12 protein-coding genes are annotated in these 12,672 nt (G+C 71.0%); 4 read left to right on the plus strand and 8 right to left on the minus strand.

Going from position 1 to position 12,672, the window contains the following annotated elements:
* Positions 1–95: 95 nt before the first annotated feature.
* The 5 genes from QQM72_RS32315 to QQM72_RS32335 form a co-directional block, all read right to left on the minus strand.
* A complete protein-coding gene (locus tag QQM72_RS32315; protein WP_309486338.1) occupies positions 96–179 on the minus strand; it encodes a putative leader peptide in 84 nt (27 codons plus the stop codon).
* Between the two features lie 150 nt (positions 180–329).
* Positions 330–902, minus strand: coding sequence for a GNAT family N-acetyltransferase (locus QQM72_RS32320; protein WP_314224377.1), 573 nt, complete (start codon positions 900–902; stop codon positions 330–332).
* A gap of 17 nt (positions 903–919) precedes the next feature.
* Positions 920–2,239, minus strand: coding sequence for a hypothetical protein (locus QQM72_RS32325; RefSeq protein WP_314224378.1), 1,320 nt, complete (start codon positions 2,237–2,239; stop codon positions 920–922).
* Between the two features lie 165 nt (positions 2,240–2,404).
* Positions 2,405–3,682, minus strand: a complete 1,278-nt coding sequence (locus QQM72_RS32330) for a GAF domain-containing protein (protein ID WP_314224379.1) — start codon at positions 3,680–3,682, stop codon at positions 2,405–2,407.
* Positions 3,683–3,992: 310 nt separating this feature from the next.
* A complete protein-coding gene (locus QQM72_RS32335; protein WP_314224380.1) occupies positions 3,993–5,642 on the minus strand; it encodes an acyl-CoA dehydrogenase family protein in 1,650 nt (549 codons plus the stop codon).
* Positions 5,643–5,766: 124 nt separating this feature from the next.
* Between QQM72_RS32335 and QQM72_RS32340 the strand changes: the two genes are divergently transcribed.
* Positions 5,767–6,948 (plus strand): YihY/virulence factor BrkB family protein, encoded by a 1,182-nt coding sequence (locus QQM72_RS32340; protein ID WP_314224381.1) that lies wholly within the window; start codon positions 5,767–5,769, stop codon positions 6,946–6,948.
* Between the two features lie 77 nt (positions 6,949–7,025).
* Here the strand turns inward: QQM72_RS32340 and QQM72_RS32345 are convergent, their stop codons facing one another.
* A complete protein-coding gene (locus QQM72_RS32345; RefSeq protein WP_314224382.1) occupies positions 7,026–7,865 on the minus strand; it encodes an NmrA family NAD(P)-binding protein in 840 nt (279 codons plus the stop codon).
* A gap of 104 nt (positions 7,866–7,969) precedes the next feature.
* Between QQM72_RS32345 and QQM72_RS32350 the strand changes: the two genes are divergently transcribed.
* Positions 7,970–8,917 (plus strand): AraC family transcriptional regulator, encoded by a 948-nt coding sequence (locus QQM72_RS32350; RefSeq protein WP_449657441.1) that lies wholly within the window; start codon positions 7,970–7,972, stop codon positions 8,915–8,917.
* A gap of 510 nt (positions 8,918–9,427) precedes the next feature.
* Entirely contained in the window at positions 9,428–10,102 is a 675-nt protein-coding gene (locus QQM72_RS32355) for a helix-turn-helix domain-containing protein (RefSeq protein WP_314224384.1), read from the plus strand.
* Between the two features lie 10 nt (positions 10,103–10,112).
* Here the strand turns inward: QQM72_RS32355 and QQM72_RS32360 are convergent, their stop codons facing one another.
* Both QQM72_RS32360 and QQM72_RS32365 read right to left on the minus strand, forming a co-directional pair.
* Positions 10,113–10,508, minus strand: a complete 396-nt coding sequence (locus QQM72_RS32360) for a VOC family protein (protein ID WP_314224385.1) — start codon at positions 10,506–10,508, stop codon at positions 10,113–10,115.
* 370 nt (positions 10,509–10,878) lie between these two features.
* On the minus strand, positions 10,879–11,511 hold the full coding sequence (locus QQM72_RS32365) for a VOC family protein (protein ID WP_314224386.1): 633 nt from the start codon (positions 11,509–11,511) through the stop codon (positions 10,879–10,881).
* Between the two features lie 405 nt (positions 11,512–11,916).
* Here QQM72_RS32365 and QQM72_RS32370 point away from each other — a divergent pair, with 405 nt between their 5' ends.
* Positions 11,917–12,570, plus strand: coding sequence for a ThuA domain-containing protein (locus QQM72_RS32370; RefSeq protein WP_314224387.1), 654 nt, complete (start codon positions 11,917–11,919; stop codon positions 12,568–12,570).
* Positions 12,571–12,672 lie beyond the last annotated feature (102 nt).

The raw sequence follows: 12,672 nt of genomic DNA on the forward strand, positions 1-12,672 counted from the left end.
GGCACTGACCTGCGCGCGCGGGCGCATGGAGCATGCCTGCGCGTCGTTGCGCAGGCGGGAGGCTCGAACGGAGATGTCGGCGGTGCTGCGGCTCGTCAGCTCGCCGGACAGATGGCGCTGGACATGCGGCCGAGGTCGACGTGTCGCCGACTCACCAAGGCAATTCCAGTTCCGGACATGGCGAAAGCGTGTCACGGCGATCTGGACACAGTCCAGCTTCGTCCGCGATGCGGACACCCTGGTCCCGAAATGTGAGACAATGGTGTCGTCGATCACATGACCCGCGGGGCCTCTTGTCGGCGCAGGTCACAGCCGGTATGGGCGAGGAGTCAGGCGGGGAGAGCCCCTGGCCAGGGGCCCGGCGCGGACACCTCGGGCTGCTCCTCGACCTTGGTGTCGAACAGCTTGAAACCGCGTCGCTGATAGTTGTCCATGGCGTGCTCGCCGTCCAGGCTGCACGTGTGCAGCCACACCCGCTTGGTCTGCGGCAGTCCCGGCCAGCGGTCCGCGAGGTCCCAGGCCCGGGCGGCACCGTACGCCAGCAGGTGCCCGCCGATGCGCCGTCCCCGGAAGGCCGGGATCAGGCCGAAGTAAACGATCTCTACGGCACCGTCGTCCTGCGGCTCCAGCTCCACGTACCCGGCCGGCGTGCCCCGGTCGTAGGCGACCCAGGTCTCGACCCCCGGACGCGCCAGATGCTCCTGCCACTGCGCGTACGTCCAGCGCAGCCGGTCGATCCAGCGGATGTCCCCGCCGACGGACGCGTACAGGAAACGGCTGAACTCGGGGGAGGGGACCTCGGAGCGGACGATCCGGACGTCGCCCTCGGGCGCGGCGGCCGACAGGACGTCGTCCGGGGCGGTCTGCTCCAGGGACCAGGTGGTCACGGGGATGTTGGTCATGCCCGTCAGGGAATCATCTACCCGGTTGTTCTGTCGATCGAGGCCAGCGGCAGCGCGAAGAGCACACGTCCCGACTGGGTCCAGACCTCGCCGGTCGCCTCCCAGTAGGAAAGGGATTCGGTCTGCGGGCTCCAGCAGTTGTGCGTTTCCTCGGCGCCGCACACGGCCGCCTCGGACGTGTGCGTCTTGTCGTCGTCGCTCTCGCCGGCGTCCTGCCGCCACAGCGTCCCCTGCCTGTCCCGCGGGCCGGCGGCACGGGTCACGTACCACTCCTCCCCGTACGACAGCACGCCCCGTACGCCCGTCACCTTCGTCTCGTACGCCTCCGAGGCCCGTACCCGGCCGGTGGCGCTCGTGGCGAGCAGCCCCTCGTGGCCAGGGGCGGTGCTGAAGGGGTAGCGCCACAGGCGGGCGTTGCGGTCGCCGTCGTCGAGGGTCCACTCCCCGGCGACCAGGCTGTCCGGTGCGGTGCTGCGATCGAGGGAAACGGTTGCGGGGTGCGGGGCGTCGGAGGCCCCGCTGAGCTCGTAGGAACCGATGGCCGGAAGTACGAAGCGGTAACCGTTTGCGGACCAGCCGCCCGGCACCCGCCCGACCGCGTCGCCGGCGACGCCGGCCCGCTGGATCCGGTTCATGTCGTACACATACAGCGCGGCCCGGTCCCCGTCGTCGGTGGTGACCAGCAGTTTGTCCTGGTACCAGACCATCCCCGAGACATGCGAGACCAGCCCCCGGTAGTCCCGCCCCTCGTCCACCGGGACGGCGAGCAGGGCCCAGGTGTAGGTGAGGTGGTTGAGGTCGCCCGCGTTCACGAAGCCGACCCGGGCCAGACCCCGGTCGGCGGCCGTGCCGCCGCTGCGCGACCAGCCGGAGAGGATCACCCGGTTCGAGCCCCAGACGCCGTCGTCGTCCGCGTCGCCCGAGGTGGTGACCGCGCCCGGCTGCCAGCCCTGGGTGTCGTCGGTGTTCCAGCAGTAGGCACGCGAGGCCGCGGGGGAGACGGGCAGAGCCCTGCGCTCGGTGGCCGAGCAGTCGATCGCGTCCCGCAGGGTGCGGTCGGCCGAGTCCAGCACCGCGCCGACACCGACGGGTCGCCCCATTCCCGCGGCGAGCCGGTCCAGGGAGGCCTGCGGTACCCGGTTCTCCGTGAGGCGCAGTTTTCCGGTCTCGGCCGAGGTCGTAAGCGGTTTCAGGTCCCCGGGCCCGTCGTCCGTGACCGTTGCCTGGGAGGCGCTGATCATGGTGGCGGCAGCGGTGAGCGCGAGAGCGGTTCCGGACAGGAACGCCCGCAGTGCCCTGCCTCGTCTGCGCCGGCGGTGTCGGCCGCGTTGCTTCATTTGCCCTCCCGAGGCGGGCCAACTGCGCCTGATGATCCGTACGTTGACCGAGGAGCAGGTGGGGTGACCCGTAGAGGGATGCTACGGCAGTCGGGCGCCCTGGGGGCGAAGACTCCGCAAATATGCGGAAGATGCCACCGGACGGACTCGGGTGAACCATTGTTGCTACGGTGCCGCCGCCCGGTTTCTCACCACCGCGGGCGCGGTCGAATGCGGCAGCAGGCCCTTCGGATCCGCCGGAAGGAGCACCTCGAGCTCGGCGTCCTCGCAGAAACGATACGGCCGATGTTCCAGGAAACCCCCGAGATACCGCCGCACCCGGGACATCTCGGCCCGCACCGTCACCGTACGGCCCGGGTCGCCGAACATGTCCTCGGCCAGGCCCGCCGCGCTGCGGCCGCCCCGGTCGGCCGCCAGCAGGTAGAGCAACTCGGCGTGCCGGGGACTGAGTTCGTGGGACCACGAACCCGCACCCCCCGACACGGTCACCGACCAGCGCCGGGGCCGGGTCAGGTCCAGCACGATCCGGCTCGCGCCGTGCGGCGCCGACTCCGCGGTGTCGTCCACCGACCGCACGAGCCAGCCCCCGGCCAGCGGCTCCATCGAGCACAGGCCCAGTGCCGGGAGCCAGCGGCGCCCCGGGGAAGGCGACTTGGGCAGCGGGATACGGCTCGCGTACGGCATCCCGGTCACCGCGGCCGTCCACCCGTCCCCGTCCACCGCGGCCGCCCGACCGCCCAGCCCGGCCAGCACCGGAGCCGCCACCGCGCGCAACCGCTCCAACGACCCCAGGTGCCTCTCCCGCAACCTGGACTCGGCGAGCTTCGCCACCGAGTCGACCCAGGCGAGCGTGGCCGGATGCATCGTCTCCAGCGGCCCACTGACATCGACCACACCGAGCAGCCTGCCGTTGCGCGGGTCGGTGATCGGGGCGCCCGCGCAGGTCCAGGCAGCGTGCGAGCGCACGAAGTGCTCGGCGGCGAACACCTGCACGGGACGGCGCACCACCGCCGGCGTGCCCACCCCGTTCGTGCCGACCACGGCCTCGCCCCAGTCCGCGCCCAGCTCGAAGCCGAGCCCGTCGGCCTTGCGCAGCACGGGCCCGCAGCCCTCACGCCACAGCACCCGGCCCTCCTCGTCGGCGACGACCATGATGTGGTGGGCGACGTCCGCGACCGACAGCAGCCCTTCGCGCAGCACCGGGAGCACCTCCCGCAACGGCGACTCCTCCCGCCTGCGCCGCACCTCGTCGGCGCTGAGCAGCCCCGCTCGGAAATCGTGGTCCGGGTCGACACCGCTGCGCAGCATCCGGTCCCAGGACTGCTCGATCACCGGGCGCGGGGCGACGCGCGCCCGCTGACCGGCCAGCCGGGCGTCGCGCACCTCGTTGAGCACCCGCGCCGCCCGCGCGGCGTCGGTGGCCGCGAGCTGCGGCACGTTCATCGGCGGCATCACCACTGGGCCTCCCGGGAACACACAGTCGGACAACCGGATGTCAAGTTTCTGCGCCGACTGTTTCCGGTCTTGCTGAAGGCCCCATCTTGCCGTCCACGGGTGACGGAGGGGCATAGTCCGGTCACAACCACCGACACGTTGCAACCCCCTGCAACCCTGGTGAACATCCACAGGGTGTTTGAAACTTGAGCCACGTCGTCCCGAGCGGCGATTCTGGCCTCGCAGGGCCATTGCGGCGGGGGTGGTGCCGTGTCGGCGCAGCACCACCCCCGCTTCCTGTTCGCGCAGGCCGGCGGGGTCAGCAGCGGGGTTCGGCCCGCTCGACGATCGACGCCAGGTCGAGAGTGTGGGGCAGTGTCCCGAAGGCCGCGCCCCCGTCCCCGCCCAGCCGAGAGGCGCAGAACGCGTCGGCGACCTCCGGCGGCGCGAATCGTACGAGCAGTGCCCCCTGGAGCACCAGAGCGAATCGCTCCGCCAGTCGGCGCGCCCGTCCCTCGACGCCGTCCAGATCGGCCAGCTCCGTCAGCAGGCCCTTGATCGCCTTGTCCAGCCGGTGATCGGCCCCACGCGCCTGCCCCACCTCCTGGAGATAGGCGTTCAGGGCCTGCGGTTCCCGTTGCAGTGCGCGCAGCACGTCCAGCGCCTGGATGTTGCCCGCGCCCTCCCAGACGGAGTTCAACGGCGACTCGCGTACCAGCCGGGGCATCCCCGACTCCTCGACGTAACCGTTTCCACCCAGGCATTCCGAGGCCTCCACCGCCACCGGCGCACAGCGCTTGGTCACCCAGTACTTGGCCGCCGGAACCGCGATCCTCAGCAAGGCCCGCTCCTGCTCCCCACCGTCGTCGTAGGCCGCCGCGAGCCGCAGCGCGAGCACGGTCGCCGCCTCCGACTCCAGCGCGAGGTCGGCCAGAACGTTGCGCATCAGCGGCTTGTCCACGAGCTTCCCGCCGAACACCTCACGGTGGGTGCAGTGATGGATCGCCTGCGCCACCGCCTGCCGCATCAGGCCCGCCGAGCCCAGGACACAGTCGAGCCGGGTCGCCGCCACCATGTCGATGATGGTGCGCAGCCCGCGCCCCTCCTCACCGACCCGACGGGCCCACGTCCCGTCGAACTCGACCTCGGCGGACGCGTTGGACCTGTTTCCCAGCTTGTCCTTGAGCCGCTGGAGGCGGAAAACGTTACGAGTACCGTCTTCCAGCACGCGCGGTACGAGGAAACAGGTGAGCCCGCCTTTGCCGCGGAGAGGGGCCGCCTGTGCGAGCACCAGGAAACCGTCCGACATGGGTGCCGAACAGAACCACTTGTGACCGGTCAGTTCGTACGTCCCGTCCTCGGCGAGAGGGGTGGCGACCGTCGTGTTCGCCCGTACGTCGCTGCCACCCTGTTTCTCTGTCATGCCCATGCCGAACAGGGCCCCGGCCTTCAGCCGGGCCGGCCGCAGTTCACGGTCGTAGATCGTGGACGTCAGCCGGGGCTCCCACTCGGCGGCCAGCTCCGGATCGGCGCGCAGCGCGGGCACCGCCGCGTGGGTCATCGACAGCGGGCAGCCGTTGCCCGCCTCCACCTGGGTCCACACCAGGAAGCCCGCCGCCCGGCGCACATGCCCGCCCGGCCGCACCCAGGCATCCGTCAGATGGGCTCCGACCCCCTTGCCGAGCAGCCGGTGCCAGGCCGGATGGAATTCGACCTCGTCGATGCGGTGCCCGTACCGGTCGTGGGTACACAGTTTCGGCGGATACTCGTTGGCCTGCACCGCCCACTCGTGCAGCTGTTCCGATCCGGCCGCCCGGCCGAGCGCCGACAACTCGCCGTGCGCCTCGTCGAGCAGTTCCGGATCAAGATGCCGTTCCACGGCCGCCACCAGCGCTTGATCGGCGCCGTACACGTCGTACCCGGTCAGGGGCGGGGGCTGGTTGGTCACGGTGTGCGTGGTGCCTGCCATAGCCCGAACCTACCCCCGGGTACGACGGTCATGGCCACCCGGGAGCGCGCGTGCCGCTCCCCGACCCGGTGAAGCGGCCTTGCCGGAGGTGAGTGCAGCCCCGAACGGCGGATACCTTTAGGGCGTGCAGCCAGGAAGTCAGTCACCCGAGCAACCCGGGAGCCCCACCGGGCGTCTCCACCGGGCGCGTGCCCTTTACCGCAACGTTTCCAAGCGACGGACAGCCTGGCTGCTGTTGAAGGACACCACCAACACCTGCATCGAGTACCGCATCCTCGGTCTCGCAGCCGAAGCCGCTTTCTTCACGTTGCTGTCCGTGCCGCCGCTGCTGCTCAGCCTCATCGGACTGCTCGGCTACGTCGACGACTGGACCGGTACCGACACCATCACCAGCCTGGAGGCCAACCTCCTCGACGCCTCGCGCACGGTCCTCTCGGACAAGGGCGTCAGGCAGATCGCCCAGCCGATCCTCGACGACGTGATGAAGGGCGGCCGCCCCGACGTCATCTCCATCGGCTTCCTGTTCGCGCTCTGGTCGGGTTCGCGCGCGGTGAACGTCTTCATCGACACCATCACGGTGATGTACGGGCTCGACGGAGTGCGCGGCATCGTCAAGACGCGGCTGGTGGCCTTCCTGCTGTTCGTCGGGGCCCTGCTGATCGGCTCGGTCGCGCTGCCGCTGATGGTCGCCGGGCCGGACGCGGTGGTGCGGATCGTCCCCTGGTCGACCACCGTGGTGCAGGTCCTGTACTGGCCGGTCGTGATCGTCCTGTCGGTCGCGTTTCTGACAACGCTCTACCACGTATCCGTACCCGTGCGCTCGCCGTGGATCGAGGACGTCCCCGGCGCGCTCGTCGCCCTCGCCATGTGGGTGCTCGGCAGTTTCCTGCTGCGCATCTACCTGACGAACACGATCGAGGGCGCCACGATCTACGGGTCCCTCGCCGCCGCCGTCGCCGTACTGCTGTGGATCGGCGTGTCCGCGTTCGCCGTGCTGGTCGGCGCCGCCGTCAACGCCGCGATCGACCGGGTCTGGCCGGCCGCCGCGACGGCCGCGGCCCGCGCCGCCAACGAACGGCTTCGGGAGGAGGAGGCCGCGGAGTACGTCGCCCGCATGGCGGCGATCCGCTCCCACGAGGACGACGACCCCGACGATCCCGACATGCCGTCCGAGTTTCCCGAGCGGTGGTCCCGGTTCCTTCCCCCGGAGGACGTGACGGGACGTTTCCGGACGCACGCGAAGAGTTCTCCGAAGGGCCATGGGGGAAACAGCGGAAACGGGGAGGAACAGCCCCCGGAGAGGTGAGCCCTCGGGGGAGGTGAGTCCCCGGGGAGCGAACCGAGGAGGAACGAGGCCCCGGAACGCTCCCGGAATCGCGGAACCTACGCCTTCCAGGCGCCCGCGCCCGCCGACTCCTTCGCGAACTCGGTGAAGTCACGTGGCTCCCGGCCGAGCACCCGGCGGACGCCGTCCGAGAGGTAGGCGTTACGACCGTCCAGCAGCGACTCGAACAGCTCCACCAGGAAAGCGACTTCCTGCGCGGGCACCCCGAACCCGGCCAACTGCTCACCGTACTGATGCGCCGGCACGGGTGTGTACGTCAGCTCGCGCCCTGCTGCCCGCCCGATTTCCGCAACCGCTTCCCGGAACGTCAGCAGCCGTGGGCCGGACACCTCCAGTGTCCGGCCCACGTACCGGTCGCCCTCGGTAAGGGTTTTCACCACCACGTCGGCGACATCGCGCAGGTCGACGAACGGCTCCGGTACCTCCCCACCCGCGAACACCAGCTCCCCGCTCTGTCGCAGCCCCTCCACCAGCGGCCCCTCACTGAAGTTCTGCGCGAACCACGCGGCCCGCACGACGGTCCAGTCCGCGCCCGACGCCCGCAGCGCCTCCTCGGTCGGCAGCGCCCGCTCCTCACCCCGCGACGACAGCAGCACCAGCCGCCGCACCCCGAGCGCGACCGCCTCCAGGGCCAGCCGTCCCACCGCGTCGGCCGCGTCCGGCGCCCCCACGTCCGAGGGATGCACCAGATACGCCGCGTCCGCGCCGCGCAGCGTGTCCGCCCACGTCGAGCCGTCGTGCCAGTCGAAACCCAGGGCCCGCGAGGCCGCCCGCACCGTCAGCCCGGCCGTCTCGGCCGCCTGCGCCACCCGGCTGCCCGTACGACCGGACGCGCCGGTCACCACCACCGTCATCCGCTGTGCCGTGTTCTGCGTCATGCGTTCAGTCAACTGCCGTACGCCGCACGGTCCCATCGCTGAACGGCTCATTCCCATAAGCGCGCGTCTACGCTGGCCGCATGGACGCTCCCCCACGCTCGAACATGCTCACGCGGGGGGACCCCCTTGCCGGCCTGCTGGAGGGGCCACGCGCGCGTGGCGCCCTCATGATCCGTGCGTGCTTCGACCCACCCTGGGCCGTACGGGTCGAGGACCGCGCCCCGCTGACGGTGATGCTCATGGTGCGCGGCGAGGGCTGGGTCGTGCCGGACGAGGGGGAGAACGTCCGCCTGCGCGCCGGTGACCTCGCCATCGCCCGAGGCCCCGCCCCCTACACCTGCGCCGACGCTCCCGGCACGCCCGCGCAGGCGCTGATCCTCCCCGGCGGACAGTGCGCGTACCCCGACGGGCGCCTCCTGAACGGCTCCATGGACCTGGGCGTGCGCACCTGGGGCGACCGGCTGGACGGCTCCACCGTCGTCCTGATCGGCACGTACCTGATGCACGGTGAGATCAGCGGCCGACTGCTGGATGCGCTGCCCCCACTGCTGTCCCTGACCTCCGACGTCTGGCAGTGCCCGCTCACCCCCCTGCTCATGGAGGAGATCATCCGCGACGAACCCGGTCAGGAGGTCGTCCTGGACCGCCTGCTCGACCTCCTGGTCATCGCCGCGCTGCGGGCCTGGTTCTCCCGCCGGGAAGCGGCGGCGCCGGCCTGGTACCAGGCGCTGGCCGACCCGGTCGTGGGCCGCGTCCTGCGGCTGGTCCAGGACGACCCGGCGCACCCCTGGACCGTCGCTTCCCTCGCCGCGAAGGCGGGTGTCTCCCGGGCGGCCATGGCCCGCCGCTTCAGTGAGCTCGTGGGCGAACCCCCGATGACCTACCTCACCGGCCGGCGCCTCGCTCTCGCCGCCGACCGACTGCGCGACACCGAGGACACGATCGGCGCGATCGCCCGCCAGGTCGGATACGGAAGCGCTTTCGCCCTGTCCAGCGCCTTCAAGCGCCAGTACGGCGTCAGCCCACAGGAACACCGGACACGGGTGGCTTAAGGGAGGGCCGGGGGAGTGGGCGCCTGGGCACCTGAGCGGATGGACCGGATGGACCGGATGGACCGGATGGGCGGATTGGGGCGGCCGGGGCGCCGGTGCGCGCGGTGCGGTGCCCTGCTCGGGTGGGTGCATTTGCGGAGGAGAGGCCGGGGAGGGCGCGATGGGTGGGGGAAACGTGTTTCCGGTCGCGTTTCGGACGCTGGCTGTAGCAAGGCCTGCCGCCTGTGCCTACCCGACGTTCTCCGGATCGAAGCCGCGATAGCCCTTGGTAGCCGCAGGCAAGCGATTTCCTCGCCGCGGCGGTGAGCGTCGCCGGGTCGGTGTGTCTCGTTCCAGCCCCCAGGGCGGAGCGTCGCACCACGGGGGATCCCGTTTCCGGCCACGGAACGGACGCTGCTACACCACACGGAAGGCGAGCCCGTTCGCGCAGGAGACGCTGGTGGAGGCGGGACAGAGAGCGCAGCGGCTTCGTACCGGCGCCCCGCGTCCCGGCGTCGTAGCCTGGCACACATGTACCAGGAGCGGCCTTCCCGGCTGGCCGGGGCGGTGGTGTGGACGAACACGCCGTCCGCGGCACCCGACACGGTTCCCGTGCTTCCCGACGGTTGTATGGACCTGCTGTGGCGCGAAGGGCGACTGCTGGTCGCCGGACCGGACACCCGCGCTCATGTACCCGAAGGCCCGCCCGTGACCTGGGTGGGCATCCGCCTGTTCCCCGGCACCGCGCCCGCACTGCTCGGCGTACCGGCCCATGAACTACGCGATCGCCGTGTCGAGTTGGCCGACCTGTGGGCCGCATCGGAGGTGCGCCGCCTTACCGACCGGGTCGCCGCGGCCGTGCACCCGGCGGTGGCGTTGGAGGAGCTGGCGCTGGAGAGGGCGGCGCCGCCGGACCGGGCGCTGCGCCGACTGGTCGCCGCCCTCGCCGCAGGTCGGGCGGTGGCCGAAACGGCCGACGAACTAGGCCTCGGAGCACGCCAGTTGCATCGCCGTTCGCTGTCCGCCTTCGGCTACGGTCCCAAGACGCTGGCCCGGATCCTGCGCCTGCAACGGGCTCTGGCGTTGGCCAGGCAGGGTGTGCCGTACCCGGACACGGCGGACCGCGCCGGTTACGCCGACCAGGCCCATCTCTCCCGGGACGTCAGGGAGTTCACGGGCCTCACGCTGGGCGCCCTCCTGCGCTGAGCGGGCTGCGCTACTGAGGGAGCGGTGCGAACAGGTCGACGCCGTTGCCGTCGGGGTCGAGCACGACAGCGTAGCGCTGGCCCCAGAAGGCGTCCCACGGCTTCAGGTCACCCCGGTGGCCGGCGCCCAGCAACTCCTCGTACACCGTGTCGACCTCGCCCGGTGTGTCACAGCGCAGCGCGAGTGAGGTCCGGCCACCGCCGGACGGCGGCTGCCATCCCGGGTTGAACGAGTGGACTGTGTCCTCGGTGTCCAGCAACAGCCTCAGCCCGCCATGCAGTTCGGCCTCGGTGTGCGGTTCTTGCTCGGCCCCCTCGGGAAAGGCGAAACCGAGCCGACGGTAGAAGGAGACGGACGCGGCCATGTCGGATACGACCAGGCCGATGGCATCGAATCGTGGACTCATACGGCAACGGTAGGCAGCGCTGCCGCGGCTGGTCTTGAAAGAAACGGACACGCCCCCGGAAAACCGTTCCGTACACCCCGACGGCGCCGGTGGGCGCATGCACGACCGCGCGGACACGGAACCCAGCCCCGTCCCGGCGACTGGCTGGGCCTCGTCACCGATCACCTTCTCGGCCGCCGGCCACGAGAGCGCACCGACAGCCCCCGACCAGGGGCGGAAGGAGTCTGCCGTCGTTGGCTCCGGGTCCGCACGGGGAGCGGACGGTCGCCGCCGCGAGGTTCACCGATGCCGACCTCCACCAGGCCGCTCCGATTCCCTGGAGCGGCCGAGAGCGGACGGCTCCATCTGAGGGAGGGCAGGAGCCCCGCGGTCAGCCGAAGGTCACCGGTCCGTTGGGTGTGTCCACCGTGAACGAGAATCCCGCCGGGCCCTCGGTGAGGGCGAGGTCGGTGCCGAGGGTGCTCAGCACGGGGCGGATCTCCTCGGGGGCGGGAGCGGTGGCGGTCAGTTCCAGCAGGGGACTGACGGGCAGGCCCGAGGCGGAGGGATGGGTGGTGCTGCCCCAGTCGATGAGGAACGGCACCAGCCCGGACGGATGTGGGGAGCCGCCGTCGGTCAGCCGCCAACGCAGCAGGGTGCCGTCGGGTCGACGCCGGCTCATCTCCCGTACGTCACCGGTGTCGTAGCCCTGGGAGCGGGCGGCCTCGACCGTCGCGTCCAGATCGGGCGGGCTGATGGCCCAGGTGATCGTCCGCGCTGAGGCGAGCGCGTCCACGCCGAACGGACGCGGGTAGGAAGGCGTCGGCTGTTCCGGATCGGGGCCGATGATCTCCAGATATGCGCGATGCCCCAGGTCGACCAGGTAGTTGCGGGTGCCGAGCCCGACATGCACCCCGCCCTGCGCCGGGGCCACTCCCGTGCGCCGGGTGAACTCGGCGACCGACGCCGCCAGATCGGGCGTTGCGAGGACGATGTGGTCGAGGTGTGCGGGAATGGTGTTCATCCTGTCCGAGCCTACGCGCCCGGCCTCCGAAACGGCCGGGCCCATGGGCGCTTGTGCGGCAGGCTGGGGTGCGGATTCCACACACTGCCGCGTACCCGCGTACCCGCGTACCCGCGTACCCGCGTACCCGCGTACCCGCGTACCCGCGTACCCGCGTACCCGCGTACCCGCGTACCCGCGTACCCGCGTACCCGCGTACCCGCGTACCCGCGTACGTTCTCCGCGGCCGGGCGCGTCGACCGGACGATTGGCGACGCATACGCGCGGGTCTCGCCGGCTTGACGCCGACGTCCGGCTCAGGGCCGAGCCCGGCACGCCGATTCCGAGAACAACGCGCACCCCTCGAAATTTTCGTCCTGATCATCTTTCCGTGACCCGAACTCCCGTCCGCCTAGGCTCGTCCCCATGACCGTCCGCCTGCTCGTGTACACCCGCACAACCGATTACCGCCACGACTCCATCCCGGATGCCGTCGCCGCCGTACGCGGGTTGGGTGAGTTCGTCGTCGACCACACCGAGGACCCGGCGGCCCTGGAGGCCTCACTGGACGGGTACGCGGCCGTGGTCTTCCTCTCCACCAGTGGCGAGGTGCTGACCCCGGCAGGGCAGGAACGTCTCGTCGGCTACGTCGAGGCGGGAGGCGGTTTCGCCGGAGTGCACGCGGCGGCCTGCACCGAGTACGACTGGCCGTACTACGGCGAACTCCTCGGCGCCCGCTTCGCCCGCCATCCCGAGTACCAGTCGGGTAAGGTGGTGATCGAGGACCACGACCACCCGGCCACCCGCTCGCTGCCGGCCGTCTGGGACTTCACCGACGAGTGGTACGACTTCCGCGCCAACCCGCGCGGGCGAGTACGTGTTCTCGCCGTCGCCGACGAGTCGTCCTACACGGGGGGCGGAATGGGAGCCGACCACCCGCTGGTCTGGTGCCGTGGGCAAGGCCGGGGACGCGTTTTCTACACGGCCCTCGGGCACGCCTCGCAGGCCTACGCCGACCCTTGCTTCCGTGCCCATCTGAGCGGTGGCATCGCCTGGGCGGCACGGCTGCGAGACCAGTGACGTTTCTCCGGTGAACCCGTTGCGCCATCGGGGTGAGCAAGGCCTTCACATGAGGGAAGCCGCGCGTCGACATAGAGATCCTTTTGTCTCCGTAAAGGGCTG

The organism is Streptomyces zaehneri, assembly GCF_032248645.1.
GTDB lineage: Bacteria > Actinomycetota > Actinomycetes > Streptomycetales > Streptomycetaceae > Streptomyces > Streptomyces coriariae.